Source organism: Enterobacter sp. EGD-HP1, assembly GCF_000733275.2.
Taxonomy (GTDB): domain Bacteria; phylum Pseudomonadota; class Gammaproteobacteria; order Enterobacterales; family Enterobacteriaceae; genus Enterobacter.
This window is the reverse complement of the sequence record NZ_AVOP01000023.1, coordinates 341,117-367,710: the sequence shown is the minus strand read 5'-3', so window position 1 is coordinate 367,710 and position 26,594 is coordinate 341,117. Positions and strand designations below refer to the sequence as shown.

24 protein-coding genes and 1 other RNA gene are annotated in these 26,594 nt (G+C 56.0%); 13 read left to right on the top strand and 12 right to left on the bottom strand.

What is annotated here, in order from left to right:
• Nucleotides 1-44 precede the first annotated feature (44 nt).
• A complete protein-coding gene (gene tesB, locus N037_RS15395; RefSeq protein WP_032641972.1) occupies nucleotides 45-905 on the bottom strand; it encodes an acyl-CoA thioesterase II in 861 nt (286 codons plus the stop codon).
• A 200-nt stretch (nucleotides 906-1,105) separates the two neighbouring features.
• Between tesB and N037_RS15390 the strand changes: the two genes are divergently transcribed.
• The gene (locus N037_RS15390; RefSeq protein WP_023334720.1) at nucleotides 1,106-1,633 is read left to right on the top strand and encodes a YbaY family lipoprotein; all 528 of its coding nucleotides are present in this window, start codon (nucleotides 1,106-1,108) and stop codon (nucleotides 1,631-1,633) included.
• A gap of 33 nt (nucleotides 1,634-1,666) precedes the next feature.
• On the opposite strand, the gene N037_RS15385 is transcribed toward N037_RS15390, so the two are convergent.
• A complete protein-coding gene (locus tag N037_RS15385; RefSeq protein ID WP_023334721.1) occupies nucleotides 1,667-1,978 on the bottom strand; it encodes an MGMT family protein in 312 nt (103 codons plus the stop codon).
• A 170-nt stretch (nucleotides 1,979-2,148) separates the two neighbouring features.
• Here N037_RS15385 and ffs point away from each other — a divergent pair.
• The 3 genes from ffs to N037_RS15375 all read left to right on the top strand — a co-directional run bounded on the left by ffs (nucleotide 2,149) and on the right by N037_RS15375 (nucleotide 2,970).
• Nucleotides 2,149-2,245: signal recognition particle sRNA small type (ffs, locus tag N037_RS24120), an RNA gene on the top strand.
• A 261-nt stretch (nucleotides 2,246-2,506) separates the two neighbouring features.
• Complete coding sequence (locus N037_RS15380; RefSeq protein WP_023310587.1) at nucleotides 2,507-2,758, top strand: hypothetical protein; 252 nt, start codon at nucleotides 2,507-2,509, stop codon at nucleotides 2,756-2,758.
• Entirely contained in the window at nucleotides 2,755-2,970 is a 216-nt protein-coding gene (locus N037_RS15375) for a hypothetical protein (protein WP_023334722.1), read from the top strand. Before N037_RS15380 ends, N037_RS15375 begins: the two co-directional genes overlap by 4 nt.
• Before the next feature lie 83 nt (nucleotides 2,971-3,053).
• Here N037_RS15375 and yczR read toward each other — a convergent pair whose 3' ends face one another.
• Entirely contained in the window at nucleotides 3,054-4,475 is a 1,422-nt protein-coding gene (yczR, locus tag N037_RS15370) for a MocR-like transcription factor YczR (protein WP_032641970.1), read from the bottom strand.
• A gap of 86 nt (nucleotides 4,476-4,561) precedes the next feature.
• On the opposite strand from yczR, the gene yczE reads away from it, so the two are divergent.
• The 3 genes from yczE to N037_RS15355 all read left to right on the top strand — a co-directional run bounded on the left by yczE (nucleotide 4,562) and on the right by N037_RS15355 (nucleotide 9,512).
• The gene (gene yczE / locus N037_RS15365) at nucleotides 4,562-5,173 is read left to right on the top strand and encodes a membrane protein YczE (RefSeq protein WP_023334724.1); all 612 of its coding nucleotides are present in this window, start codon (nucleotides 4,562-4,564) and stop codon (nucleotides 5,171-5,173) included.
• A 76-nt stretch (nucleotides 5,174-5,249) separates the two neighbouring features.
• Nucleotides 5,250-6,320: a LacI family DNA-binding transcriptional regulator gene (locus N037_RS15360; protein ID WP_032641968.1), complete on the top strand. Its 1,071-nt coding sequence runs from the start codon at nucleotides 5,250-5,252 to the stop codon at nucleotides 6,318-6,320.
• 102 nt (nucleotides 6,321-6,422) lie between these two features.
• Nucleotides 6,423-9,512, top strand: a complete 3,090-nt coding sequence (locus N037_RS15355) for a beta-galactosidase (RefSeq protein ID WP_032641966.1) — start codon at nucleotides 6,423-6,425, stop codon at nucleotides 9,510-9,512.
• Between the two features lie 38 nt (nucleotides 9,513-9,550).
• Here N037_RS15355 and N037_RS15350 read toward each other — a convergent pair whose 3' ends face one another.
• Nucleotides 9,551-10,363: a nickel/cobalt efflux protein RcnA gene (locus N037_RS15350; RefSeq protein ID WP_032641964.1), complete on the bottom strand. Its 813-nt coding sequence runs from the start codon at nucleotides 10,361-10,363 to the stop codon at nucleotides 9,551-9,553.
• Between the two features lie 134 nt (nucleotides 10,364-10,497).
• Between N037_RS15350 and N037_RS15345 the strand changes: the two genes are divergently transcribed.
• On the top strand, nucleotides 10,498-10,770 hold the full coding sequence (locus N037_RS15345) for a metal/formaldehyde-sensitive transcriptional repressor (RefSeq protein ID WP_028012182.1): 273 nt from the start codon (nucleotides 10,498-10,500) through the stop codon (nucleotides 10,768-10,770).
• Here the strand turns inward: N037_RS15345 and N037_RS15340 are convergent.
• Nucleotides 10,763-12,328, bottom strand: coding sequence for an EAL domain-containing protein (locus tag N037_RS15340; RefSeq protein ID WP_032641962.1), 1,566 nt, complete (start codon nucleotides 12,326-12,328; stop codon nucleotides 10,763-10,765). The two genes, N037_RS15345 and N037_RS15340, sit on opposite strands and share 8 nt — an antisense overlap.
• Before the next feature lie 219 nt (nucleotides 12,329-12,547).
• Between N037_RS15340 and N037_RS15335 the strand changes: the two genes are divergently transcribed.
• Nucleotides 12,548-12,808 carry a type B 50S ribosomal protein L31 gene (locus tag N037_RS15335; RefSeq protein WP_010428154.1) on the top strand — a complete coding sequence of 87 codons (261 nt, stop codon included), beginning with the start codon at nucleotides 12,548-12,550 and terminating at the stop codon, nucleotides 12,806-12,808.
• Between the two features lie 2 nt (nucleotides 12,809-12,810).
• Nucleotides 12,811-12,951, top strand: coding sequence for a type B 50S ribosomal protein L36 (gene ykgO, locus N037_RS24115; protein ID WP_003859006.1), 141 nt, complete (start codon nucleotides 12,811-12,813; stop codon nucleotides 12,949-12,951).
• Here the strand turns inward: ykgO and N037_RS15330 are convergent.
• Complete coding sequence (locus N037_RS15330; protein ID WP_023334729.1) at nucleotides 12,948-13,658, bottom strand: GNAT family N-acetyltransferase; 711 nt, start codon at nucleotides 13,656-13,658, stop codon at nucleotides 12,948-12,950. The two genes, ykgO and N037_RS15330, sit on opposite strands and share 4 nt — an antisense overlap.
• A gap of 101 nt (nucleotides 13,659-13,759) precedes the next feature.
• On the opposite strand from N037_RS15330, the gene pdxR reads away from it, so the two are divergent.
• Complete coding sequence (gene pdxR / locus N037_RS15325) at nucleotides 13,760-15,220, top strand: MocR-like pyridoxine biosynthesis transcription factor PdxR (RefSeq protein WP_032641960.1); 1,461 nt, start codon at nucleotides 13,760-13,762, stop codon at nucleotides 15,218-15,220.
• On the opposite strand, the gene N037_RS15320 is transcribed toward pdxR, so the two are convergent.
• From N037_RS15320 to acrA, 6 genes are all read right to left on the bottom strand, one after another.
• Nucleotides 15,192-15,659: a YlaC family protein gene (locus N037_RS15320; protein WP_032641958.1), complete on the bottom strand. Its 468-nt coding sequence runs from the start codon at nucleotides 15,657-15,659 to the stop codon at nucleotides 15,192-15,194. The two genes, pdxR and N037_RS15320, sit on opposite strands and share 29 nt — an antisense overlap.
• 117 nt (nucleotides 15,660-15,776) lie before the next feature.
• The gene (gene maa / locus N037_RS15315; protein ID WP_024906845.1) at nucleotides 15,777-16,328 is read right to left on the bottom strand and encodes a maltose O-acetyltransferase; all 552 of its coding nucleotides are present in this window, start codon (nucleotides 16,326-16,328) and stop codon (nucleotides 15,777-15,779) included.
• Between the two features lie 207 nt (nucleotides 16,329-16,535).
• Nucleotides 16,536-16,754 (bottom strand): HHA domain-containing protein, encoded by a 219-nt coding sequence (locus N037_RS15310; protein ID WP_010428174.1) that lies wholly within the window; start codon nucleotides 16,752-16,754, stop codon nucleotides 16,536-16,538.
• Nucleotides 16,755-16,781: 27 nt separating this feature from the next.
• Nucleotides 16,782-17,156: an Hha toxicity modulator TomB gene (tomB, locus tag N037_RS15305; RefSeq protein WP_008499288.1), complete on the bottom strand. Its 375-nt coding sequence runs from the start codon at nucleotides 17,154-17,156 to the stop codon at nucleotides 16,782-16,784.
• Between the two features lie 510 nt (nucleotides 17,157-17,666).
• Entirely contained in the window at nucleotides 17,667-20,813 is a 3,147-nt protein-coding gene (gene acrB / locus N037_RS15300; RefSeq protein WP_023334733.1) for a multidrug efflux RND transporter permease subunit AcrB, read from the bottom strand.
• Between the two features lie 22 nt (nucleotides 20,814-20,835).
• Nucleotides 20,836-22,029, bottom strand: coding sequence for a multidrug efflux RND transporter periplasmic adaptor subunit AcrA (gene acrA / locus N037_RS15295; protein ID WP_023310601.1), 1,194 nt, complete (start codon nucleotides 22,027-22,029; stop codon nucleotides 20,836-20,838).
• Between the two features lie 140 nt (nucleotides 22,030-22,169).
• On the opposite strand from acrA, the gene acrR reads away from it, so the two are divergent.
• Together acrR and mscK are read left to right on the top strand one after the other, a co-directional pair.
• Complete coding sequence (gene acrR, locus N037_RS15290; RefSeq protein ID WP_023334734.1) at nucleotides 22,170-22,823, top strand: multidrug efflux transporter transcriptional repressor AcrR; 654 nt, start codon at nucleotides 22,170-22,172, stop codon at nucleotides 22,821-22,823.
• 113 nt (nucleotides 22,824-22,936) lie between these two features.
• A complete protein-coding gene (gene mscK, locus N037_RS15285) occupies nucleotides 22,937-26,284 on the top strand; it encodes a mechanosensitive channel MscK (protein WP_032641956.1) in 3,348 nt (1,115 codons plus the stop codon).
• The last annotated feature ends 310 nt before the right edge of the window (nucleotides 26,285-26,594 follow it).

The window sequence follows — 26,594 nt, the reverse complement described above, 5'->3', positions numbered from 1 at the left end:
CAATCCGTAGGCCCGGTAAGCGTAGCGCCACCGGGCTTTTTACATCAACCTCTGTTACGCATCACCCCTTCCTGCACCGTAGAAGCGACAAGCACGCCGTCCTGGGTGTAAAACTCCCCGCGCACAAACCCGCGAGCGCTCGACGCTGACGTACTCTCCACGCTGTAGAGCAGCCACTCATTCATGTTGAAGGGACGGTGGAACCACATGGAGTGATCGATCGTCGCGACCTGCATCCCTTTTTCAAGGAACCCGACGCCGTGCGGCTGCAGCGCCACCGGCAGGAAGTTGAAATCTGACGCATAGCCCAGCAGATACTGATGCACGCGGAAATCTTCCGGCACGGTCCCGTTGGCACGGATCCAGACCTGGCGCTTCGGCTCGGCGGGGTGACCTTTCATCGGGTTATGGAACTCAACCGGGCGGATCTCTAGCGGTTTATCGCAGAGAAACTTCTCTTTGACCTGCGGCGGAAGCAGATGTGCCAGCGCGCGGGCGATATCGGTCTCTGATTTGAGATCGTCAGGCGCGGGTGCCGGCGGCATCACTTTTTGATGCTCGTAGCCGGGTTCCGGCGCCTGGAAAGAGGCGGTCATGTAAAAGATCGGCTTGCCGTTCTGAATGGCCGCTACGCGGCGAGCGCTGAAGCTGTTGCCGTCTCTCAGGACCTCAACGTCATACACGATTGGTTTTGCGCTATCGCCAGGGCGTAAGAAGTAGCTGTGGAATGAATGCACCAGACGGTCTGCCGGGACAGTCTCCTTGGCTGCGTACAGTGCTTGTCCGACGACTTGCCCCCCGAAGACCTGGCGTAAGCCGAGATCTTCGCTCTGTCCGCGAAAGAGTCCTTCCTCAATTTTTTCCAGATTCAGTAATGTCAGCAGATTGTTCAGTGCCTGACTCATAGTTGTCCTCAATAAACGCCGTAGCGAAAGATAGGCAGAGTATAACGCAGAAATGAAAGTGGTCCGATGGGTAGAATAATCTGAATATCGGCACGTTTTCAGGCATAAATCGGTGATCTGTGCCACACTTGAATACGTTATGTGATTGAAACGACATCGGATGGGATCGATCCCGCTGGTGCATTGATAAGGAGACTTCAATGAAACTCGTGCCCATGCTAAGTGGTGTAGCTATTGCGGTGGCGTTGTCCGCCTGTGCCGGTAAGAGCGCCCAGGTGCCGGTACCAGCAGCAGACCCGAACGGGATTAACACCCTTTCGCAGCAATCCATTCAGCAGCCTAACGTTTCCGGTACCATCTGGATTAAACAGAGAGTCGCTCTGCCGCCGGATGCGGTATTAACGGTGACGCTGTCTGATGCTTCTCTGGCGGACGCGCCGTCGAAAGTCGTGGCTCAGCGCGCCGTCCGTACCGAAGGCAAGCAGGCGCCGTTTAGCTTCGTGTTGCCGTATAACCCGTCGGACGTGCAGCCTAACGCCCGTATCCTGCTGAGCGCAGCGGTAACCATCAACGGTAAGCTGGTCTTTATCACCGATACGGTCCAGGAAGCGATTAATAACGGCGGAACCAAAGTCGACCTGAACCTGGTGCCGGTGCAGCAGACCGAAGTGCCGGTCGCACCGCAGACCAATCAGCCGTCCCTGCCAACCCCACCGACTCAGATGTAATGTCTGCATTGCCCCTCTCCTCCGGGAGAGGGGTCAATATACCCAGCGAAATTTCTGCAAATCGATTTGACCCGACCCTGACACCTGCACACCCTCTGAAAGTAACGCCTGACGCTGACGCTGAAGATCCGGCCCGGTGAGCGAAATGGCGCCATGACGATTCACCACCCGATGCCAGGGCAGCGTACTGCCTTCCGGCAGCCGTTTCAGGACGCCGCCAACCTGTCGCGCCGCGCGAGGGGAACCGGCCAGGCGTGCGACATCACCATAGGTGGTGACGTAGCCTTCCGGGATTGAGGCCACAATTTGCCATACGCGCTGTGGAAAGGAGTCGTGTGCGTCCATACCTTCACCTGTGGGGAGTTTCTGGAAAGCTATGGTAAACGAAGATCTTCATGATTGCTGCGCCTGTTTGCGCAAGAAACCAGCATCCGGTTCCTGGTCGCTTGCAATTGGGCCTTAGCACAGGGATAATGCGCCAGCGCGTTGGTTATCAACGCTCTCAATGGGGGCTCTGTTGGTTCTCCCGCAACGCTACTCTGTTCACCAGGTCAGGTCCGGAAGGAAGCAGCCAGGGCAGACGACGTGTGTGCCGGGATGTAGCTGGCAGGGCCCCCACCCATTTGCGGCCTCATAAGATTCTTCAGCTTTACCTCTCCCCTTAAATCGCTATCCCACAATAATACTGCGCCTATATTGTGTAATATATATTTCATTGTACTGAAATATTATTGTCATAAACCTGTAATAATAGACTGTCATTTTATAATTGGATGGTTATTTTCTTCCATAACTCAAAAAAATATATATCTGGATAACATTGTTAACTTCGTGTATTAAATAAAGTACTTATTCCGAAGGGAAGTGACAAACATGGCTACAGCGGTATTAAACGTTAAGATTGATGATGCGCTGAAAGAAAGACTTCGCCACTATGCGGAAGTGAATAACGAGAATTTAAGCGTGACGACAGAGAAACTGCTGCTGCTGGCGTTCGAAGCAGTAGAAGAGGCGGGAGTATCGGAAGAGGATATTGATAATCAGCATACGGAAGAAGAGAGTGTTTCTCCTTTTACTCCTAAAGAAATCAAAGCTCTACGTAAACTTCTGAAGAAGAGAAAATGAAACAACAACTGTCAACTGCCAGTGACTACAAAGAGGCCTGCGATCTGTTGCGTTCAGGCTATGTTAAGCACGTACGTCTTGGCTGGAATGTCGGAAGTGATGAGTTCTTTCGTATTGCGTCTGACTGGTGTGATACCGGTGCGAAAATAAAGAAAGACGGTGAAAGCTTCGTTATTTCACTGAAAGGTTTTCCTATTCCTGCTCAGCACTAACTCCTGACCGGTGAAAACTGCTGACTGCCTCCGTGACAGTCAGCAGTTTTTATTTTTTATGATCGGCTTCAAAAATTTTAATATTAGATCACGCTGCGTTTCATTGATGGCACGTTTTTATTCAGGGCGAGCCATAGCGGTTTTATCCTCAGCAACGCCTGCTCAAGCTCTGTCGATTCGAGCGAGAAGGGCATCCGCAAATAGCGGTCAAACGCGCCGGATAAACCAAACCGCGTACCGGTCCCCAGGTTGATCCCCAGAATCTCAGCCCGCGCGGCAAGCTGTGTCGCCAGCATGCCCGGGAGTTCTATCCAGTAAGAGAGCCCGCCTTCCGCTTCATGGAATTTCCAGTCCGGAAAATGTTCGCGCAACAGCTCACCGCATCGATCGCGTCGCTCTGCCAGCATCTTCCGGCGTGCGGGCAGAAACGTCTCGCTATTGTTAATGAGCCACTCCATCGCCAGCTGTTCCAGCAGCGGAGAGCCTAAATCGAGGGTGTCCCGCGTCTGGGCAAGCGTGGCGATGGTGCGCGAGGAGGCGCGGATCCAGCCGAGACGCAGCCCGCCCCAGAAGCTTTTTCCGGCAGAGCCTAAGGTAATGACGGTGGCCTGCGGGTTGAACGCGGCCAGCGGCGGCGGGGGAGGCGCGTCAAACCAGAGATCCACCATCGTTTCATCCACCACCAGCGCCGTGCGGGTTTGGGCTGCAATATCCGTGATCGCCCGACGGGTTGCGATATCCATACAGCGCCCGGTGGGGTTATGAAAATCAGGCATCAGATACGCCAGGCGCGGCGCCGTCTGGGCAAGCGTTGCCGCGAAGCCATCCGTATCCCAGCCGGTTTCCGGCAGCGACACGCCTACGGGTCGACACTGCGCTCCCTGAATGGCGGCAATCGCCAGCGGATAGGTGGGATGATCGACCACGACGCGATCCCCCGGCCCGGTCATCATCCGCAGTACCAGCGCAAAGCCGCTGACCGCGCCATTGACCACCATCACTTCGTCTGCGCGGGTGGGAAGACCCCGCGCGGTATAGCGCGCAGCAATGGCCTCCCGCAGCGTCGGCAGCCCAAGCTGATCGTAGCCCGTCAGCGAAAGGTGCTGCGTAATGGCCGTGAGCGCATGGGCATAAGCCTGATGGATCTCCGGCCCGGCATTGAGTGCGGCAGTGGAGAGATCCAGTGCCGCACTTGCCGCTGAAAGGGTGGGAATGGCGCGCGTATCCGGGAGGAGCACGCGTGATCCGCTGCCGTGGCGGCTTTCAAGATAACCCTCTTCTCGCAGGTGGGCGAGGGCGCTGCTGATGGTGGTCCGGCTCACGTCCAGCGCAGAGGCCAGCTCACGCTCGCCCGGTAGACGCGTATTCAAAGCCAGACGTCCATCAAGGATTAACAGACGCAGCGCGTCGGCCAGCTGTCGCCAGAGCGGAGTGCGGGATGAGGTTTGCTGCCAGTGGCCTAAAAGGCGTACCAGAGACTGGCTTCCGAAGCGGCGTGATGACATATGCAGTCCACTATTTGAAAACTGGACATTAATCATAGTGCCATTTTAGGTCAGGATGAAAGCCTGGTTCACTGGAGAAGATAAAAATGGTACGTCGTCTGCTACAACTCTATGTCGGTTTAGGACTGTATGGCCTTTCCACCGCAATGTTTATTCGCTCCGATTTGGGTGTCGATCCCTGGGATGTGTTTCACCTTGGGGTGGGGATGCAGCTGGGGATGACTATCGGGACAGTAATTATTTTAGTCGGCGCTGCGGTGCTGCTGCTGTGGATCCCGCTGCGTCAGATGCCGGGGCTTGGCACGATCAGCAACGTGATTTGTATCGGCCTGGCGGCAGACGCCAGCATGGCGCTTATCCCAGAACTGGATTCATTACCCGTTAGAATCGCTTTTCTGGTGTCGGGCATCGTGATGAACGCAATTGCGACCAGCATGTACATCGGCGCAGGTTTCGGGCCTGGCCCGCGCGACGGCCTGATGACCGGCATTCATGCCCGTCTGGGGTGGTCCATTCGCAGCGTGCGCACCTCAATTGAGGTGTCCGTCCTGCTGATTGGGTGCGTGCTGGGCGGCACGTTTGGGGTGGGAACCGTACTGTATGCCCTGACCATTGGCCCGCTTATTCAGCTCTGTCTGCCCTGGTTCCGCCAGAAGCCGCGCATTGCGGAAATTCCTCAGCCGGAGCGGGTTGTTTAATTTTGCGAAGCGCTCACATGCTTTAACGGTGTCGCTGTGCCAGAATAGGGGCACGATAAACGCGATGCCAGAATGCATGAAAGCTATCACTCTCTATGATGTCGCCCTCCTTGCGGGGGTTTCTTACCAGACCGTCTCCCGCGTTATTAACAACGCGGAACATGTGTCTGCCCGCACGCGAGAAAAGGTGCAGCAGGCGATGGCGGAGCTGCACTACGTTCCCAATCTTCGGGCACAGCAGCTGGCGGGGAAACGCACCCGTACGCTGGGCCTCATCACTACCGACCTGGCCCTGCACGCGCCTTCACAAATTGTGTCGGCGGTAAAATCCCGTGCGGAGCAGCAGGGGGCGAGCGTCCTTATCTCCATGGTGGAGCACCCCTGGCAGTGTCAGGCTGCGCTTCAGGCGCTGCTGGCACAGCGGGTGGACGCGCTGCTGGTGAATGTGCCGCTTGACGATACGCACGCCGAAGAGCTCAGGGCGCTGGCGTCGCCTGTTCCAGTGCTGTTCCTCGATGTATCACCCTCAGCGCAGGTACATAGCCTCGTGTTTAACGCCGAGCAGGGGGCGCACCTGGGCGTTGAGCATCTGCTTTCGCTGGGGCATCAGCGCATTGCTCTGCTGAGCGGGCCGGAAAGCTCGGTCTCTGCACGGGCGCGCCTGGCGGGATGGAAAACCGCTCTGACCTTCGCGGGGCTTGAAGCCGCTGCGGTGGCCTACGGTGACTGGAGCGCGGCCAGCGGTTATGAGAAGGGGCATCTGCTGTTGTCTGCGGCGACATTACCGGACGCGATTCTGGTGGCGAACGATCAAATGGCGCTCGGGGTGATGCGCGCCTGCGCGGAAAAAGGGGTAGCGGTTCCGGGCCAGATATCGGTGGTTGGGTTTGACGATACGGCCGACAGCGCCTGGTTTTCCCCGCCGCTAACGACCATTCGTCAGGCGTTTCGCGAGGCGGGCGAACGCAGCGTGGAGTGGCTGCTGGCCCCCTCCGGGGACGAGGCGTGCTGGCAGGTTCAGCTGCCGGTGACGCTGGTTACCCGTCATTCCAGCGCGCGCCGCGCGCCGTTGCAGGCCCAACGCGAGGAACTGGCGCAGCAGCTCAGAAGCCTGGCACTCCTTGCCGAGCAGCTTGCCCGCAAATAAAACTTTGTGATCGGACTCGCTACCCCGCGATTGAACGCTTTACCGTCGCAGAGTGCCAGGGCATGTTAACCAAAATTGTGAGCGCTTCGCAAAGAGGTTACTATGTCCACCACTTCACCGCTGACCCTCAGCGCCATTCTGGCCCGTCGGGACTGGGAAAATCCTGGCGTCACCCAGTGGAACCGTCTGGCCGCACACGCGCCGTTGCACAGCTGGCGCAATGAGCCTTCGGCCAGAGATGACGCCGGATCTGCCAGAAGGCAAACTCTCAACGGGCTATGGCGGTTTAGCTACTTTACCGCGCCGGAGCAGGTTCCTCAGGAATGGGTAACCGAAGATTGCGCGGATGCCGTTGCGATGCCCGTACCGTCTAACTGGCAGATGCACGGGTTCGACACGCCCATCTATACCAATGTCACCTATCCCATCCCCGTTAACCCGCCTTTTGTACCGCAGGAAAACCCGACCGGTTGTTACTCGCTCACATTTGAGGTGGATAACGCCTGGCTTCAGAGCGGGCAGACCCGCATCATCTTTGACGGCGTGAACTCGGCGTTCCATCTGTGGTGCAACGGACAGTGGATGGGCTATTCCCAGGACAGCCGGTTGCCCGCCGAATTTGACCTCTCGGCGGCACTACGCCCCGGACAGAACCGCCTGGCGGTCATGGTATTGCGCTGGTGCGACGGCAGCTATCTGGAAGATCAGGACATGTGGCGCATGAGCGGCATCTTCCGCGATGTGACCTTGCTGCATAAACCCGGGACGCAGATAGCCGATTATCACGTAGTAACGGATCTGAACGCGGAGCTGGACCGCGCGGTGCTCAAGGTTGATGTCACGCTGGCAGGCGCTGGCTTTGAGGACGGCGAGGTGGTCTTTACCCTATGGCGCAAGGGGGAAAAATGCGCCAGCGTTTCCCGACAGCCGGGGTCTGCCATTGTTGACGAGCGCGGCAGCTGGGCCGAGCGGCTAACCGCAACGATCCCCGTCGACCAGCCCGCACTCTGGAATGCTGAAACGCCAGAACTGTATCGCCTGACGATGGCGCTTCTTAACCCGCAGGGGGAGGTGCTGGAGGTTGAGGCGTGCGACGTGGGCTTCCGCCGCGTTGAGATCGGCAATGGCCTGCTGAAGCTTAACGGTAAACCGCTGCTGATCCGCGGGGTTAACCGTCACGAGCATCACCCGGAAAACGGCCAGGTGATGGACGAAGCGACCATGCGTCGCGATATCGAAATCATGAAGCAGCACAACTTCAACGCCGTGCGCTGCTCGCACTACCCGAACCATCCGCTGTGGTACCGGCTTTGCGATCGCTACGGGCTGTACGTCGTTGACGAAGCCAATATCGAAACGCACGGCATGGTGCCGATGAGCCGCCTTGCTGACGATCCGCGCTGGCTGCCCGCGATGAGCGAGCGCGTGACACGCATGGTGCAGCGCGATCGTAATCATCCCTCGGTTATCATCTGGTCGCTGGGCAATGAGTCGGGCCACGGTGCGAATCACGATGCGCTGTACCGCTGGGTGAAGTCCACCGATCCGACGCGCCCGGTTCAGTACGAAGGCGGCGGCGCGAACACGGCGGCGACCGATATTGTTTGTCCGATGTACGCCAGGGTCGATCGGGATCAGCCCTTCCCGGCAGTGCCTAAATGGTCAATCAAGAAATGGATCGGCATGCCGGACGAAACGCGTCCGCTGATCCTCTGTGAATACGCCCACGCGATGGGAAATAGCTTCGGCGGGTTTGCAAAATACTGGGAAGCGTTTCGCAGCCATCCTCGCCTGCAGGGCGGGTTTGTCTGGGACTGGGTCGATCAGGCCCTGACGAAACGGGACGAAGATGGCAATACGTTCTGGGCGTACGGCGGAGACTTCGGCGATAAGCCGAACGACCGGCAGTTCTGTCTTAACGGGCTGGTATTCCCCGATCGCACGCCGCACCCGGCGCTGTACGAGGCGCAGCGCGCCCAGCAGTTCTTTACCTTTACGCGGGTCAGCACCTCTCCGCTGGTGATTGAGGTGCAAAGCGGCTACCTGTTCCGCCACACCGATAACGAAGTGCTGAACTGGACGGTTACCCGGGACGGGGACGTGCTCGCGGCGGGCGAGGTGACGCTGGCGATGGCGCCTGAAGGCGCCCAGCGTCTGGAGATTGCCCTGCCGGAGCTGAACGCCGGGCCGGGTGAGGTCTGGCTGAACGTTGAGGTGCGCCAGCCGCGGGCAACGCCGTGGTCACCGGCGGACCATCGCTGCGCGTGGGAGCAGTGGTCGCTTCCGGCTCCGCTCTTTATTGCTCCGCCAGCCCCGGCGGGCGAGCCGCCGGTGTTAACGCAAAGCGATCGCACCCTGGAGGTCACCCATGGTCAACAGCGCTGGCAGTTCGATCGCGCATCCGGACACCTGACTCAATGGTGGCGAAATGGTGTTGAAACGCTGCTTTCACCTCTGACGGATAACGTCAGCCGCGCGCCGCTGGACAACGACATTGGCGTGAGCGAGGCGACGCAGATCGATCCGAACGCGTGGGTTGAGCGCTGGAAAGCGGCGGGCATGTACGATCTCACCTCGCGCGTGCTGCGCTGTGACGCAGAGCAGCACGCAGGCGAAGTGGTGATCGCAACCCGGCATGTTCTTGAGTATCGCGACAACGCGCTGTTCCTGAGTCGTAAAGTCTGGCGGGTGGACGATCGGGGCGTTCTGCATGGCGATATTCAGATTGATGTTGCGTCTAATATCCCTGAACCTGCGCGCGTTGGTCTGAGCGTTCATCTTGCCGAAACGTCGGAAAACGTTCACTGGCTGGGGCTGGGGCCGCATGAAAACTACCCGGACAGAAAGCTGGCGGCGCAGCAGGGGCGCTGGACATTACCTCCCGGAGACATGCACACGCCGTATATCTTCCCGACGGAAAACGGTTTGCGCTGCGATACCCGGGAACTTGTGGTGGGATCGCATCAGCTGAACGGCGCGTTCCATTTCTCGGTGAGTCGCTATAGCCAGCAGCAGCTGCGTGAGACAACCCATCATCATCTGCTGCGGGAAGAGCCGGGATGCTGGCTGAATCTCGATGCGTTCCATATGGGCGTGGGCGGTGACGACTCCTGGAGCCCCAGCGTCTCGCCGGAATTCATCCTGCAGACACGCCAGCTTCGCTATACCTTCAGCTGGCAGCAGAAGACTTAGCTGCCCGGGAGATGCGGCCACCGGGCGTGGCCGCACGCTTACCCCATAATGCCGTTCAGGCCATGCAGGCTCATATAAATTCCCACCACGGTAATCAGCGCTGCGGAGATCCACGGCGCTTTACGGGAAAAGTCGCTAAACCCGGGCCAGCGTTTTGTCGCATGTTTGAGGCTTAAGGCGGCAATCGCGCCGGACGCGACCAGCGTTAACGCCAGACCAATACTGAAGCTGAATACCAGCGTCGCGCCGAGGGCAAAATGCTTTAGCTGCAGGCAGATCAGCAGCACGGTGATGGACGCCGGGCAGGGGATAAGCCCGCCGGTCAGGCCAAACATCACGATCTGTCCGGTGGTGACATTTTGACCGCTGAAGCGGCGGTTAATATCCTGCGCGTGCGCACGCTGGTGGGCGTCCTGCCACTCTTCGTCAATCAGCGTGTGTTCATGGTGATGATCATGATGGTGGTCATGGTCATGGTGGTGATCATGGTCGTGATGATGATCGTGCGGCTGGCTCTCTTTCCAGGTTCGCCACGCCATCCACAGGGCGATCGCAACGATCAACACCCCGGAGATCAGCTGGAACCAGGGTTCAGACGTATGCGCATCCCAGCCCCGACCAAACCATAATCCCGCCATCGCAACGAGCCAGACCACCGCCGTATGGGAGAGCGTGGCCGCCAGACCGAGCAGCACCGCCTGTTTCAGCGTGCCGCGGATGGCCACGATAAAGGCGGCCATCATTGTTTTTGAGTGGCCCGGCTCCAGGCCATGTAGCGCACCGAGCAGGATAGCGCTGGGAACAAACAGCCAGGCATTGCCCTGCTGAAGGAGTGAAGCAAAATCGGTCATGGGAAATTCCGGAGTGGAAAGCGTGCGGAGATACTACTCCCCCCCAGTAGATTAATACTACCCCCCAGTAGAAAAATACTCAGGGGGAGTAGAGCGTGATATGCTTTAAAAGCCAAAAAATAAGGGATACAGAGATGTCACATACCGTTCGCGACAAGAAAATGTTACTGACTCGCCTGAAGAAAATTCAGGGGCAGAGCACCGCGCTGGAAAAAATGCTCAACAGCGATCACGAATGCGCCGAGGTGTTACAGCAGCTGGCGGCGATCCGCGGGGCGGTCAATGGCATGATGATGCAGGTGATCGAAGGACATTTAACCGATCACGTGGTGAAAGAGCCTGAAGAAGCGCAGCGTGAAGCCGATCTTGGCGTGGTGTTGCAGGTGATCAAATCCTATCTCAAGTAGCGTGCGTGCCGAGGTTATTTTCTGCCCAAAGAATAAATTCGGTTTTTGGCAGCGCTTTGCTGTAGTACCACCCCTGCCCGTACTGCACGCCGTGCCGGTGCAGCCAGGCGAGCTGCCCTGCGGTCTCGACACCCTCCGCCACCATCGCCAGCTTCAGCGACTTCGCTATTTCAATGATGTGCGGCGTCACGTTTTTATATTCCAGCGCATCCACGAAAGACTTATCAATTTTTAGCGTGTCGACGTCCAGATCCTGCAGATAGCTCAGGCTGGAGTAGCCCGTGCCAAAATCATCAATATAGACAGGGTGGCCCGAGCGACGGAATGCGGCGATAGCCGGTGCGCTAATTTTGGGATCGGCAAAGCCGCGCTCGGTGAGCTCAAGGGCGATTTGTCGGGGATGGATTTGCCACTTATTCAGGAGCTGACTCAGCAGAGGCGGCAGGATGCCGGAGGTTAAATCGGCAGGGGCGAGGTTAACCGAGATATGCTGATCCGGATGGCGTTGCAGCCAGTGGCCCATATCTTCAAATACCTTTTCGATGACGAGCTGCGTGAGCTGTGAGATGAGCCCCGTTTGCTCGGCAAGCGGGACGAAAATATCAGGCGAGAGACTGCTTCCGTCCGGCTGAGGCCAGCGCGTCAGCGCTTCTGCACCCACGATTTTTCCGCTGCATAGCGCCACGATGGGCTGATAGTGAACCACAAAATCGCGGCTGTTAATGGCATCAAGCAGGCGATTGCGCGGCGACTGTATACGGCGCAGGACCTGCAGGACAAAGAGCGCGGCAAGCAGGCTCATCAACATGCCGAACGGTAACCAGAATAGAAGCTGCCGGTGCCAGGTTTCAGCCAGCGGTTTGAGCGTAGCCCATGCTACGACGGTAAACCCCAGCTCAGGTACAGACTTCATGACGTACATTGAACCGTTGTACTGCACGCTTTTCACACCCCGCTCCTGAATCATGTCGCGGATGTGCGGATCGAGCTTATTGCTGCTGGCGAATATGCGGTGGGTTGCACTTCCTACCAGGGCGGCATCAATCGCTATCTCACCGAAAGGGATCACGTCCACCAGCGAGTCAGGGTCGACCAGGACAAGGTAATGACCTTTTCCCAGCACGGCCATGTAGCGGTGAAACCCGAGATCGTTCTGCGTGGTCAGCCATGCGCTGTAGCCATCTTCGGTAATGCGCATCGGCGGCGGGAAAGGGGACGCATGGCTGGTTTGCTCCAGGGAGGAGCAGAGCGGTTTAAGGTTGTCGATATAAATGACTTCCTGGATATAGCGCCACGAGAAAGCGACGCGACGCATCTCCCTTAGCTGCAGAGGGCTACACGGCACGCCCTCAACGGTCTGCAGATGATTGAGTGCTTCTTTTGCCTGATCCACGACCCTGTCGGTTCGTATCAGCACGCGTGAGGCATAGTTATCCAGCGCATCGACAAATTTATCTTCCGCCTGGCGATGGGCCAGCCAGATGCTCAGGCAAATGGGGGCCAGCACGGAAAAGATAAGTACGCCAGTCACCAGACTGACCAGATGTCGGGTTTTCATGCTGCCGTGTCCTTCCTCGTATACCCGTTCCTGGGCGCTGAGTTCCCTGCCTGAAGAGAAAGATTTTACCGCGAAATGATATAGTTATAGCACGTGGGTGGCGTGGTTTTCATTTTATCTAAGGCAAACCAGAAAATATCGTCAGAAGAGAGGGGTTGTTTTTTCCACCTGGCCTGGATATTATTTTGTTATGTTATAACAAAACATAAAGGATTTACGATGAAACCCGATATCCATCCAGCCTATCGCACCGTGGTATTCCACGACACCAGCGCGAATGAATACTTCAAGGTTGGCTCAACCATCAAGACCGACCGCGAAATTGAACTCGACGGTGAAACATATCCGTACATCACCATCGAGGTTTCTTCAAAATCGCACCCGTTCTATACCGGTAAGCAGAAAACGTTCTCCACAGACGGCAGCGCAGCGCGCTTCCGCAAGCGTTTTGGCGGCTTTCTCAATGCGAAGCGGGGCTAACCATGCAGGTACTTAACTCATTACGCAGTGCAAAGCAGCGTCACCCGGATTGCCAGATAGTCAAACGCAAGGGACGCTTATACGTGATTTGCAAATCTAATCCGCGCTTTAAGGCGGTTCAGGGACGTAAAAAAAGACGCTAGACGCGCGTTTCTCGCCAGCTTTCCAGGGATCTTTTCTGTTTGCCATCGGCAGTAAAATTGTCGGTGGCAAGCCAGCTTTCAAAGGCGCCCGCCAGCGCTGGCCACTCTTTGTCGAGAATTGAAAACCAGTCGGTATCCCGGTTGTGGCCTTTTATGACCAGCGCCTGGCGAAAGCGCCCCTCAAACTGGAAACCCAGACGCAGTGCCGCCTTACGGGAAGGCTCGTTCAGGCTATTGCACTTCCATTCATAACGCCGGTACCCCAGGGTATCGAACACGTACCGCATCAGCAGATACTGCGCTTCTGTCGACATCGGCGTGCGGCTTAAAAGAGGAGAGAAGTGAACGTGCCCCACTTCCACGACCCCGTTTTTAGGGTCGATCCGCATCAGGGACAGCGTCCCGACGGGGGACTGGGTCCGGTTATCGATAACGGTAAAGTGGATGGGATCGGATAACTCACTTACGCTCGCCACCCATTCGGCAAACTCCTCTGCGGTGGCATCGGGTTCACGCAGCAGCCACGTCCAGCTGCGGGTATCTTCGGCCAGGGAATACGCTGAGAACAGCGCGTCGGCATGCTCCACGCGCAGCGGCTCAAGCCGACAATAGTGGCCCTGTAAGACCACCCGGGACGGGTGTTGACGGGGCTGCCAGTCGGTAAGCGCTTCGCCCACCGGCTGTCCGAACTGATTGAATGTCTTCATCTTCATTTCCGTGACGTTGAAAAGAGCTTCAGACTAGTGAATTGCTGGTTCCTTAAAAAGAACCACTGCGCTATGTTTTGATGGTGCCATGAGGAGGCGAGATGAATATACCGGGTGATGAATTTTATACCCTGCTCCATGCAGCGCTGAAAACACGCGGGGAAGAGACGCTACAGCGTGCGCTCTACCTTGCTTTGCGGGAGGCGATACTGTGCGGAAGGCTACGATCCGGCAGCCAGCTTTCCGGTTCGCGAACGCTGGCTCAGCAGCTCTCCCTTTCCCGGAATACCGTCAATGCGGCGCTGGACCAGCTCACCCTCGAAGGATATTTGCAGCGTAATCGCCAGGGAACGCGGGTGGCACAGCTCGCTCACCGTTCCGTCACCCGGACAATGCCGGACCCTGCCATCACGCTCGCAAAACGGGTTGGGCTGCTACCCGCGCCTGTGCCCCGGGATACGCCGGTTCTGGCCTTTACGCCGGGAACGCCTGCCATCAACTATTTTCCTCTGCCTCTGTGGCGGCGATTGTACGATCGCGTGATGCGGGAGGAGGGAAATGCTCTGTTAGGCTATGGCGACCCGGCCGGCGAGCCGTCGCTGCGGGCCGCGATTGCCCGGCATCTCGCCCTGTCCCGCGGTATTGACTGCGACGCCAGCCAGATTGTAATAACCGAAGGCGCGCTTGAAGGCGTCAATCTCTGCACGATGCTGTTAAGCGAGCCTGGCGATGTCGCCTGGGTGGAAAACCCCGGCTATAGCGGGGCAAAGAGCGCGTTTGTTAAAACCGGCCTGACAATGACGGGAATACCGGTTGATGACGAGGGAATGTGCTGGGAGGGGATGGATGCGCCTGCCCCCTCACTGATTTTTACCTCACCTTCGCACCAGTTCCCTTACGGGAGCGTGCTCAGCGCGCGGCGGCGGCTGGCGCTGCTGGAGCTGGCCCGGCAGCACAGCGCGTGGATCATTGAAGACGATTACGACAGCGAGTTCCGCTATGCCGGCGAGCCCGTACCGGCGATGCTGGGAATGGTCAGCAATGCGCCCGTTGTGTATCTGGGGACGTTCAGTAAAACGCTGTTTCCATCGCTCAGAATGGGGTTCATGGTGTTACCGCCAGCGCTGGCGAAAGCGGCGCGTCCGGCCATCGGCTCGCTGTTGCGCGGTGGGCATCGCGCGGAACAGCGTACCCTGGCGTTGTTCATTGAAGAAGGTCATTACGCCCGCCACCTTGCCGCCATGCGTCGGCTCTATCGTAAACGCTACCGCCAGCTGCGGGAGGTGCTGGACGCAGAGCTTCATACGCCGCACCGTATTCTGGCCGGTGAAGGGGGAATGCATCTGACGCTGGCGATAGACGATATTGACGACCAGAGGCTGGTGGCGCAGGTGAGGGCGTTTCAGCTGGCACCCGCTGCACTGAGCGGGTACTACCTTGAAGCGAAGCAGGGGCAAACCGGTCTGGTTTTAGGTTACGGCAATACCTCTGCTTCTCAGTTTACGCCGGGGATCCGGCGTCTGCAGGCGTTAATTACGCAGCAGCAGGGCGGGAAAGGGTAAAGACATCATAGAAAGAGAGCTGACCTTTGGTAGAAACCATTTTTTGCAGCTTCTCTTTTTGCCCGGCTTCAACCGCCGGAGAGCGCATGATGTTTTCGATCAGCTCTTCTGGCACGTAACGCGTGTTGTACCATTCGCCGTTGTAGCAGACCCGGAAATCGAGCACGTCGATATCTTCGTAACGGTAGCGCGGGTTCACGTCGAAAAAGAAAAAGGCGTTAAAGACAACAAACAGTACAACCAGCAGCCAGACGGAGTCCACCAGCGTTTCGGATTTCAGCATCACAATAAGCGTCGCCAGCCAGGCGGCATACATGGCGACAAACAGGCCAGGATGTTTGCGAATAAAACTAATGCTAAAGCGCGGGCGATTGTCGCGCTTTTCGCGGAGGTTAAGATCGTCGATGGTGGCGGTAAGCAGGCGCTGTATCTCGGTCATTTTTTGCCTTCATAAGAGTTGACAATACAGGGGATCTGCCAATTTTAGGGGAGCCATCAGGCTGAAAAAAGTAACAGTCTGGCGCTAAAAGACCATAACAGTTTGCTCCCCGGAACCTCACAGCGTTTTGATGATTTTTGCCGGGTTGCCGCCAACTACGACGTTAGCCGGGACGTCTTTCGTCACGACGGCGCCGGAGGCCACCACCACATTATCACCAATGGTGACGCCAGGGTTAATGACCGCCCGGCCACCAATCCAGACGTTATTGCCAATGCTGACGGGTTTTCCAAACTCCACGCCACTATTCCGTTCCTCTGCGTCCAGGGGATGGGTAGCCGTATAAATATGAACGCCCGGCGCGAGCATACAGTTATCGCCAATATGAACAGGGCAGACATCCAGCATTACGCAGTCGAAGTTAGCGTAAAAGTTTTTGCCCAGATAAATGTTATACCCGTAGTCGCAGCGGAAGCTTGGTTCTATATAAGCACCTTCACTTTGTCCCAGAAGTTCCGCCAGAATGTTCTGGCGTTCTGTTTTTTCATCAGGTGCGGTGTGGTTATAGCGGTAAACCAGATGGCGGGCGCGCAGTCGGTCGGCCCGTAACGTCTCATCGCCGGGGCGGTAATGTTCACCGGCAATCATTTTCTGTTTTTCTAAGCTCATTGGAAACCTCGCTGGATGTGATTACCGCAGGGTAATCGGAACAGGCCAGAAGGGGAACGTTCCCGAAAAGCCGATGTGACTGGCGTCACAACATTGTTGCTGATGAACACGTTTACACGGAGACCTGGCCTGGGCGCAGGGAGTATAACGGGATAGGTAAAAAAAGTTTAAAACGTGGCGTAGAACTCTACAGACACCCTTCAAAGATTAACGGACAAATTTCCATACAGAAGTAGGGATCTTGTCATACAGTTTATTCATTGTTAGCTCAGCAAGACGATGGTCAGCGGCTGAATAAAATACCGCCAGTTCATTATCAGAGAGCTCGTATTTATTCTTTTCAATGACGCGCTCAAGCGTGTCAATTGACTGACAGCGACGTAAGCGCATCAAATAATCGACCTTTGTGAGTGGTTTATCAGACATAAATTCACCTTAGTAATTGTAATAATTTTAACAGGAAAGACTAACCGGGTTAGCTCTGCTCACGTTGACGAAACAGCGGAATAGCCGGTTTCCCGATTTACGCCATTTTTGCAAATCCTGGGCGTTAATGCCGTAACTGCTGAACAACATAAAGGTGTCGTCCAGGTATTCATCAATTTGCTCAATGAGCTTATTATCTTCATTGTACTTAATTTTATAATTAAGTGCGAAGGTAGCGATATGCTCTATCAGCTCATTCAACTGTAAATTGATGGCAGACGTTGGGTCGTTTACCCAGCCATGGTTGCTTTCATCAAGGTTGGCAAGGCAGTCATGGTACAAGGATTCGCAGAGAAATTTCAACTGCGCGATATCATGCCTTTTTGGCGAGTACTCGTCCATAGCGCATCCCCTTCTGAGTGATTTCTTACTCACCGAACATCATTGTCGGGATGGGTACAACTGACTTAGCTACATGAGTGCTGTGTTCCTGATAACCTAACTATAAGCCACTCCTTCCTGAATTTCATCGCGCTATTACGAAAAATTACAAATAAAACCGCAGACTGCGAGCATGTACGCAAATGGTCATCCTGGACTCCACTTTTTTATCCAAATTAACGAGGGTGTTTTATCGCTTCCTTACGTTTCATTGGGTTAGCAAAAATGATGAGAAAAGTTCAGATTCAGACTTATCTTTGTAAGAACTTCTTATTAGGAATATTCCTAGTGGCTTAAGCGGAGATATGAAATTAAAAAAATCCCGAATTCATGGATTAAGTTATCAGTTAATTATGATATGTCTATTTAAGATGGCAGAAAATAAATAGAACCACAATAAGCGTAATTTATGATTTTTTCTGAAAATGAAAAAGGCCGCTAATGCGGCCTTTTTATCATGTGAAACCGGTATCAGTGAGGTTCTACCGAATGACTGTGTTCAACATCTTCATTCTTTCGGCTAAAGCGGCGGCGAACCACCACGAAGAACACCGGTACGAAGAAGATAGCCAGTACGGTCGCGGTAACCATGCCCCCCATTACGCCTGTACCTACTGCGTTCTGCGCGCCGGAGCCCGCACCGGAGCTGATAACCAGCGGCAGTACGCCGAGGATAAACGCCAGCGACGTCATCAGGATTGGGCGCAGACGCATACGAACCGCCTCAAGCGTCGCCTCAATAAGACCTTTGCCCTCTTTCTCCATCAGATCTTTGGCGAATTCAACGATAAGTATCGCGTTCTTCGCCGACAAGCCAATGGTTGTCAGCAGGCCTACCTGGAAGTAAACGTCGTTGGTTAGCCCACGGAACGTTGCCGCAAGCAGCGCACCGATAACCCCGAGTGGAACCACCAGCATAACGGAGAACGGAATCGACCAGCTCTCGTACAGTGCCGCCAGACACAGGAAGACCACAATCAGTGAAATGGCGTACAGCGCAGGAGCCTGGTTACCGGACAGACGTTCCTGATAGGACATACCGGTCCAGTCATAGCCGATACCTGCAGGCAGTTTACTTGCCAGCTCTTCCATCAGGTTCATGGCTTCACCGGTGCTTCGGCCCGGCGCTGCCTGACCCAGGATCTCCATAGACGGCAGACCGTTATAGCGTTCCAGACGCGGTGAACCGTATTCCCAGCGTGACGTTGAGAATGCCGAGAACGGAACCATCTGACCATTGCTGCCGCGCACGAACCAGCTGTTGATATCGTTTGGCAACATACGGTACTGCGCTTCGGACATCACGTACACTTTCTTCACGCGACCGCGGTCGATGAAGTCGTTAACGTAGCTACCGCCCCAGGCTGCGCCCAGCGTGGTGTTGATGTCACTGATGGATACGCCCAACGCCTGGGCTTTCTCCTGGTCGATATCGATCTTGTACTGCGGCGTATCTTCCAGGCCGTTTGGACGCACGCCAACCAGCAGGTCAGGGTGTTTAGCGACTTCACCAAACAGCTGGTTACGCGCCTGCGTCAGTTTCTCGTGACCCAGGCCACCCTGGTCAATCAGCTGGAAGTCGAAGCCGGTCGCGGTACCCAGTTCAACAATCGCTGGCAGGTTAAAGGCGAAGACCATCGCATCTTTAATCTGCGAGAAGGTGCCCATAGCACGGCCGGTGATGGCTTCAACCTTGTTCTCTTCGCCCGGACGTTCAGACCAGTCTTTCAGAGAAACGAAGGCAATACCGGTGTTCTGACCACGACCCGCAAAGCCAAAGCCGTTAACAGCAAACACGGACTCAACGTTGGCTTTCTCTTTGGTAAGGTAGTAATCCGTCACTTCATCCAGCACTTTCTGGGTACGCTCTTGCGAGGCACCCGCCGGAAGCTGTGCCATCGTCAGGAACACGCCCTGGTCTTCATCTGGCAGGAAGGAGCTTGGCAGACGAACGAACAGGAAAGCCATGCCCACCACGATGATGATATAGAGCAGCAGGTAACGACCGGTGCTGCGCAGGATGTTGCCCACGCTGTCGGTGTAGTGGTGCGTGCTCTTATCAAACATGCGGTTAAACCAGCCGAAGAACCCTTTATGCTCGCCGTGACCGCCTTTCTGAATAGGCTTCAGCATGGTGGCACACAGTGCAGGTGTCAGGATCAACGCCACCAGCACCGACAGCGCCATCGCGGAAACGATGGTAATAGAGAACTGACGGTAAATTGCACCGGTAGAGCCACCGAAGAAGGCCATCGGGATAAATACCGCAGACAGCACCATCGCGATACCGACCAGCGCGCCCTGGATCTGACCCATTGATTTACGGGTCGCTTCCTTCGGCGGCAGTCCTTCTTCCGCCATCACGCGCTCGACGTTCTCCACGACCACGATGGCGTCATCCACCAGCAGGCCGATGGCGAGCACCATCCCGAACATCGTCAGGGTGTTTATCGAGTAGCCAAATATCGACAGGATCGCAAAGGTCCCGAGCAGAACAACCGGCACGGCAATCGTTGGGATAAGCGTCGCGCGGAAGTTTTGCAGGAACAGGTACATCACCAGGAATACCAGGATGATCGCCTCAACCAGCGTCTTAACCACTTCGTGAATCGAGATTTTGACGAACGGTGTGGTGTCGTATGGGTAAACGATTTTCAGACCTGACGGGAAGAACGGTTCCATCTTCTTCAGCTCTGCGCGGATCGCCGTGGCGGTGTCCAGGGCGTTAGCGCCTGTCGCCAGTTTGATACCCAGACCGGAAGCCGGTTTACCGTTGAACTTCGCGATGATGTCGTAGTTCTCACCGCCCAGCTCAACTTTCGCCACGTCGCGCAGGCGAACCTGCGAACCGTCCTGATTCACTTTCAGCAGGATCTTGCTGAACTCATCGGCAGAGGTCAGACGGGTCTGCGCGATGATCGAGGCGTTAAGCTGCTGGCCTTTCACCGGCGGTGTACCGCCTAACTGACCGGCCGCTACCTGGGCGTTCTGCGCTTTAATCGCGCTGATCACGTCGACCGGCGTCAGCTGGAAGTTGTTCAGCTTGTTCGGATCCATCCAGATACGCATCGCGTACTGGGAACCGAACAGCTGCACGTCACCCACACCGGAAGTACGGCTGATGGCGTCCTTCATGTTGGCGCCCACGTAGTCGGAAATATCCTCCTGCGTCATGGTGCCGTTGGTGTTGATAACGCCGACAACCATCAGGAAGCTACTGGACGATTTCTCGACGCTCACACCCTGCTGTTGTACTTCCTGCGGCAGCAAAGGCATAGCCAGCTGCAGTTTGTTCTGCACCTGAACCTGCGCAATGTCAGCATCCGTACCTGACTGGAAGGTCAGGGTGATCTGCACTGTACCGGTGGAGTCACTGTTTGAGGACATGTACATCAGGTTATCGATACCGTTCATGTTCTGTTCGATAACCTGGGTAACGGTGTCCTGCACCGTTTTCGCATCAGCCCCCGGGTAGGTTGCGGAAATTGTCACCGCCGGTGGCGCAATCGTTGGATATTGCGCGACAGGCAGCTTCAGGATCGCAAGTCCCCCGGCCAGCATGATGATAATGGCGATCACCCACGCAAATATGGGGCGATCGATAAAGAAATTAGGCATGTCTTAACGGCTCCTGTTTAAGTTAAGACTTGGTTTGTTCTGACTGGCCAGCGGCCGAAGCTTGTTGTTTATCGTCAGATTTCACTTCCTGTGCTTTAACCTGCGCGCCAGGACGAACTTTTTGCAAACCAGTAACAATCACGCGATCGCCATCTTTCAGACCTTCCGTCACCAGCCATTTATCGCCAATCGCCTGGGTGGCGGTGATATTGCGCGTTTCGACTTTGTCATCAGCCCCCACAACCAGCGCGCTCGCATCGCCGCGTGGCGTACGGGTCACACCTTGCTGTGGAACCAGAAGTGCGGTTGGATTCGTTCCTTCTTCCAGACGTGCGCGAACGAACATCCCTGGCAGCAGATTCTTGTCAGGGTTCGGGAAAATCGCACGTAAGGTAATGGAACCGGTGGTCTGGTCGACCGTCACGTCAGAGAATTCCAGCGTACCTTCCTGCGGGAACTTGATACCGTCGTTGGTAATCAGCTCCACTTTGGCTTTGCCGTTTTCCTGTTTCAGGGTGCCGTTAGCCAGCTCCTGTTTCAGGCGCAGGAAATCGTTGCTGGACTGCGTCACGTCAACGTAGATCGGATCAAGCTGCTGTACGGTCGCCAGCGCAGTGGTCTGACCGTTCTGCACCAGTGCCCCTTCCGTGACGGAAGACTTACCAATACGACCGCTGATAGGGGAGGTCACTTTGGTATAGGCCAGGTTAATGCGCGCGGTTTCGACAGCCGCTTTGGCTGCCACCACGGCCGCGTTAGCCTGCTGGGCATCTGCCAGGGCGGTATCGTAATCCTGTTGGCTGATGTACTTGGTACCGAGCAGTTTTTGGTAACGGTTCAGCGTCAGTTGGGCGATTTTGGCTGCGGCTTGCGCTTTTGCCAGGTCGCCTTTCGCGCTTTCATACGATGCCTGATAGGTTGCTGGATCAATCTGATACAGAGACTCACCGGCTTTCACATCACCACCTTCGGTGAAGTTACGCTTCAGGATAATGCCGCTAACCTGAGGACGCACTTCCGCAATGCGGTAAGCATTTGTACGGCCTGGTAATTCGGTGGTGATTTGTAGAGGTTCAGATTTGAGCGTCACGACGCCTACTTCTGGCGCCTGCTGAGCTCCTTGTTGAGCTGGTTTGTCGTCACATCCTGTAAGCGCTAAGCTGCCTGAGAGCATCAGAACGACCGCCAGAGGCGTTAACCCTCTGTTTTTGTTCATATGTAAACCTCGAGTGTCCGATTTCAAATTGATCAAGGGTCCTGAGTCTAAAACCCATTGCTGCGTTTATATTATCGTCATGCTATGGTACATACATTCACAAATGTATGTAAATCTGACTCCTGTAAATTCACCCACCTATGGCACGAAAAACTAAACAACAAGCGCTGGAAACCCGACAACACATACTGGATGTGGCAATACGTTTGTTCTCTCAGCAGGGTGTTTCATCCACCTCGCTGGCACAAATTGCGCAGGCTGCCGGTGTGACGCGGGGAGCGATTTACTGGCATTTTAAAGACAAGTCAGATCTGTTCAGTGAAATCTGGGAGCTTTCAGAGTCCAGCATTAGCGATCTCGAGAGTGAGTATCGGGCAAAATTCCCCGACGATCCACTCTCAGTATTGAGAGAAATATTAGTATATATCCTTGAAGCGACGGTAGTTGAAGAACGTCGCAGATTAATGATGGAAATTATCTTTCATAAATGCGAGTTTGTGGGCGAAATGGCGGTGGTGCAGCAGGCGCAACGCAGCCTTAGCCTGGAAAGCTATGACCGTATTGAACAGAACCTGAACCTGTGCATGCAGGCAAAGCTATTACCGGCCAATCTCTTGACCCGGCGGGCGGCAATCCTGATGCGCAGCTACATTTCCGGTCTGATGGAAAACTGGCTTTTTGCGCCGCAATCCTTTGACCTCAAAGAGGAAGCCCGCAGCTACGTGGCGATTTTACTGGAAATGCTACAGCTCTGCCCCACGCTGCGCAGCGAAGCACCTTCGCTAACGGCCTGATCCCTTTCCAGGATTTATCTCAGAGGATAACGTTCGCGCTATTCTGCTTCCGGCGAGCGTGATATTCTTCACGCCGGACTATTTTCGGTCATCTTCTGACATCATTCACAACTATGCTGCCCATCAATCGCTCGCAACATCCTGTATTTGCATTGCTCTTTGCGATGCTGTTTTTCTTCGCCACGGCGCCGCTGACCTGGGCCCGCGCCGATAACAGCACTGATATTCCCTCGCGCGGCGATGTTCAGTCGCAGCTCGACACGCTGAACAAACAGAAAGAGCTCTCTCCTCAGGAGAAACTCGTCCAGCAGGATCTGACGGAAACGCTGGAAACGCTGGATAAAATTGAACGCGTCAAAGCAGAAACCGCCCAGCTTCGTCAGAAGGTGGCGCAGGCTCCTGAAAATATGCGCAAAGCGACGGAATCGCTGAACGCCCTGAGCGATGTCGATAACGATACCGAAACGCGCAAGACGCTCTCGACGCTCTCTCTACGTCAGCTGGAGTCGCGCGTCGCGCAACTGCTCGACGACCTGCAAACCGCGCAGTCCGACCTCGCGACCTATAACAGCCAGCTTGTCTCCCTGCAAACCCAGCCCGAGCGCGTGCAAAATGCGATGTACTCCGCGTCTCAGCAGCTGCAGCAGATCCGCAACCGCCTGAACGGCACGACGGTGGGAGAGGGCACGCTGCGCCCGACGCAGCAAACCCTGCTGCTGGTTCAGCAGAGCTTGCTCAACGCACAGATTGAACAGCAGCGTAAAAGCCTGGAAGGGAATACGGTGCTTCAGGACACGCTTCAGAAACAGCGTGATTATGTCACCGCGAATATTAATCGCCTGGAACACCAGCTTCAGCTGTTACAGGAGGCGGTAAACAGCAAGCGCCTGACCCTGACGGAAAAAACCGCTCAGGAGGCCGTATCACCGGACGAAACCGCCCGCATTCAGGCGAATCCGCTGGTGAAACAGGAGCTCGAGGCCAACCACCAGCTTAGCCAGCGCCTGATACTGGCGACGGAAAACGGTAACTCGCTGGTTCAGCAAAATATCAAAGTGAAGAACTGGCTGGATCGCGCGCTGCAGGCCGAGCGCAACATCAAAGAGCAGATCGCAGTTCTGAAAGGCAGCCTCCTGCTGTCGCGTATTCTCTACCAGCAGCAGCAGACGCTCCCCTCCGCCGATGAGCTGGAGGACATGACCAACCGCATCGCGGATTTACGTCTGGAACAGTTCGACGTCAACCAGCAGCGTGATGCCCTTTTCCAGAGCGATTCCTTTGTCGCCAAAATTGAAGAGGGACATTCCAGCGACGTGAACCCGGAAGTGCACGACGCGCTGCTCCAGGTCGTCGATATGCGTCGCGAGCTGCTGGACCAGCTCAATAAACAGCTGGGCAACCAGCTGATGATGGCCATTAACCTGCAGATCAACCAGCAGCAGCTGGTGAGCGTCTCGAAAAGTCTGCAGGAGATCCTGACCCAGCAGATTTTCTGGGTGAACAGCAACAAGCCGATGGACTGGGACTGGATTAAATCCTTCCCGGAGACGCTGAAAACGCAGATCAAGAGCATGAAGATCACCGTAAACTGGGAGAAAGCCTGGCCTGCGGTGACGATTGCCTTGCTGGCGGGATTACCGCTGCTGCTGATTGCCGGCCTGATCCGCTGGCGTCTGGGCTGGCTGAAAAAATACCAGGCGAAGCTGGCCTCCGAAGTGGGGCAGCTGCGCAACGATAGCCAGCTCCATACGCCAAAGGCGATTCTGATCGACCTCATTCGCGCCCTGCCGGTGTGCCTGATTATTCTCGCCGTGGGCCTGATTCTGCTCACCATGCAGCTCAACGTCAGCGATCTGCTGTGGGCGTTCAGTAAAAAACTGGCGCTGTTCTGGCTGGTATTTGGCGTGTGCTGGAAGGTGCTGGAAAAAGACGGCGTGGCGGTGCGTCATTTCAACATGCCTGCGCAGCTGACCAGCCACTGGCGTCGTCAGATTGTGCGCATCAGCCTGGCGCTCCTGCCGCTGCACTTCTGGTCAGTTGTCTCTGAGCTTTCCCCGCTGCATCTGATGGATGACGTGCTGGGGCAGCTGGTCATCCTGCTGAACCTGCTGCTGATTGCAATCCTGATGTGGCCGATGTGCCGCGACAGCTGGCGTGATAAAGAGTCCCACAATATTCGTCTGGCCACCGTGACGGTGCTGGCGATCATTCCGCTGGCGCTGATGGTGCTGACGGCAACGGGCTATTTCTATACCACGCTGCGCCTGTCCGGGCGCTGGATTGAAACGGTCTATCTGGTGATCGTCTGGAACCTGCTCTATCAGACCGTGCTGCGCGGCCTGAGCGTGGCGGCCCGCCGCATCGCCTATCGTCGTGCTATCGCGCGTCGTCAGCATCAGGTGAAAGAGGGGGCCGAAGGCGCGGAGCCACAGGAAGAGCCGACCATCGCCCTGGAGCAGGTTAACCAGCAGACGCTGCGCATCACCATGCTGGTGATGATCGCCCTGTTTGCGGTGATGTTCTGGGCTATCTGGTCCGATCTCATTACCGTTTTCGCCTATCTCGACAGTATTACCCTCTGGCAATACAACGGTACCGAAGCGGGCGCTGCGGTGATGAAAAGCGTGACCATGGGCAGCCTGCTGTTTGCGCTGGTGTCGTCGGTGGTGGCCTGGGCGTTGATTCGCAACCTGCCGGGTCTGCTTGAAGTGCTGCTCCTGTCACGTCTGAATCTTCGCCAGGGGGCGTCCTACGCCATTACGACGATCCTCAACTACGTCATCATTATTGTTGGGGCGATGACGGTCTTTGGCTCGCTCGGCGTCTCGTGGGATAAACTGCAGTGGCTGGCGGCCGCTCTCTCGGTCGGTCTTGGTTTTGGCCTGCAGGAGATCTTCGGTAACTTTGTGTCCGGCCTGATCATCCTGTTCGAACGTCCGGTACGAATCGGCGATACCGTTACCATCGGCACCTTCTCCGGTACGGTCAGCAAGATCCGTATTCGTGCCACCACCATCACCGACTTCGATCGCAAAGAGGTGATCATCCCGAACAAAGCCTTCGTGACCGAGCGTCTGATCAACTGGTCGCTTTCCGATACGGTGACGCGCGTGGTGATCCGCCTGGGCGTCGCCTATGGATCGGATCTGGAGAAGGTGAAAGAGGTGCTGCTGAAGGCGGCGTCAGAACATCCGAAAGTGATGCACGATCCGGCTCCGGCGGTCTTCTTCACCACCTTTGGGCCGAGTACGCTGGATCACGAGCTGCGTTTATACGTGCGTGAGCTGCGTGACCGCAGCTACACGGTGGATGAGCTTAACCGCTCTATCGATCGCCTGTGCCGTGAAAACGATATTAATATCGCCTTCAACCAGCTTGAGGTTCACCTGCGTAACGAGAAAGGCGATGAGCATACGGAAGTGAAGCGCGACATCAAGGGTGACGATCCGACTCCGGCTTAATCTATTTTCCCTCCCCCTGTGGGAGAGGGAACTATTTTCTCCCTTTCCCTCAGGGCTGAGGGATCCCCGGTAATTTTTTAACCGGAAGCGGTGAACGTTGCTTCAGGAAAATGAATGGATTACAGCGATGCCCTGGTCCGGCTGTAAATCGCCGAAGCGTTTCCGTAAGGCCGGGTCGAGGCGCAGGGATGCGCCGAGAGGGCGTGGCCTGCAGGGATGCAGGCTCATGCCCGACCCGATAGCCTGAAGGAATAAGCTGAGGGAACCGCGAAGCGGCGATTTACCGCCGGGAGCCCGGGTTGCCAGGGTG

Bases quoted from the DNA above. Each gene is read 5' to 3' on its own strand.
- N037_RS15385 (WP_023334721.1), bottom strand. From the start codon at position 1,978: ATGGACGCACACGACTCCTTTCCACAGCGCGTATGGCAAATTGTGGCC.
- acrA (WP_023310601.1), bottom strand. From the start codon at position 22,029: ATGAACAAAAACAGAGGGTTAACGCCTCTGGCGGTCGTTCTGATGCTC.
- N037_RS15340 (WP_032641962.1), bottom strand. From the start codon at position 12,328: ATGAAAACCCGACATCTGGTCAGTCTGGTGACTGGCGTACTTATCTTT.
- N037_RS15310 (WP_010428174.1), bottom strand. From the start codon at position 16,754: ATGTCTGATAAACCACTCACAAAGGTCGATTATTTGATGCGCTTACGT.
- N037_RS15350 (WP_032641964.1), bottom strand. From the start codon at position 10,363: ATGACCGATTTTGCTTCACTCCTTCAGCAGGGCAATGCCTGGCTGTTT.
- acrR (WP_023334734.1), top strand. From the start codon at position 22,170: ATGGCACGAAAAACTAAACAACAAGCGCTGGAAACCCGACAACACATA.
- N037_RS15345 (WP_028012182.1), top strand. From the start codon at position 10,498: ATGTCACATACCGTTCGCGACAAGAAAATGTTACTGACTCGCCTGAAG.
- N037_RS15390 (WP_023334720.1), top strand. From the start codon at position 1,106: ATGAAACTCGTGCCCATGCTAAGTGGTGTAGCTATTGCGGTGGCGTTG.
- N037_RS15320 (WP_032641958.1), bottom strand. From the start codon at position 15,659: ATGACCGAGATACAGCGCCTGCTTACCGCCACCATCGACGATCTTAAC.
- maa (WP_024906845.1), bottom strand. From the start codon at position 16,328: ATGAGCTTAGAAAAACAGAAAATGATTGCCGGTGAACATTACCGCCCC.
- yczE (WP_023334724.1), top strand. From the start codon at position 4,562: ATGGTACGTCGTCTGCTACAACTCTATGTCGGTTTAGGACTGTATGGC.
- N037_RS15355 (WP_032641966.1), top strand. From the start codon at position 6,423: ATGTCCACCACTTCACCGCTGACCCTCAGCGCCATTCTGGCCCGTCGG.
- ykgO (WP_003859006.1), top strand. From the start codon at position 12,811: ATGCAGGTACTTAACTCATTACGCAGTGCAAAGCAGCGTCACCCGGAT.
- acrB (WP_023334733.1), bottom strand. From the start codon at position 20,813: ATGCCTAATTTCTTTATCGATCGCCCCATATTTGCGTGGGTGATCGCC.
- N037_RS15330 (WP_023334729.1), bottom strand. From the start codon at position 13,658: ATGAAGACATTCAATCAGTTCGGACAGCCGGTGGGCGAAGCGCTTACC.
- N037_RS15380 (WP_023310587.1), top strand. From the start codon at position 2,507: ATGGCTACAGCGGTATTAAACGTTAAGATTGATGATGCGCTGAAAGAA.
- yczR (WP_032641970.1), bottom strand. From the start codon at position 4,475: ATGTCATCACGCCGCTTCGGAAGCCAGTCTCTGGTACGCCTTTTAGGC.
- N037_RS15360 (WP_032641968.1), top strand. From the start codon at position 5,250: ATGAAAGCTATCACTCTCTATGATGTCGCCCTCCTTGCGGGGGTTTCT.
- tomB (WP_008499288.1), bottom strand. From the start codon at position 17,156: ATGGACGAGTACTCGCCAAAAAGGCATGATATCGCGCAGTTGAAATTT.
- N037_RS15335 (WP_010428154.1), top strand. From the start codon at position 12,548: ATGAAACCCGATATCCATCCAGCCTATCGCACCGTGGTATTCCACGAC.
- N037_RS15375 (WP_023334722.1), top strand. From the start codon at position 2,755: ATGAAACAACAACTGTCAACTGCCAGTGACTACAAAGAGGCCTGCGAT.
- tesB (WP_032641972.1), bottom strand. From the start codon at position 905: ATGAGTCAGGCACTGAACAATCTGCTGACATTACTGAATCTGGAAAAA.
- pdxR (WP_032641960.1), top strand. From the start codon at position 13,760: ATGAATATACCGGGTGATGAATTTTATACCCTGCTCCATGCAGCGCTG.
- mscK (WP_032641956.1), top strand. From the start codon at position 22,937: ATGCTGCCCATCAATCGCTCGCAACATCCTGTATTTGCATTGCTCTTT.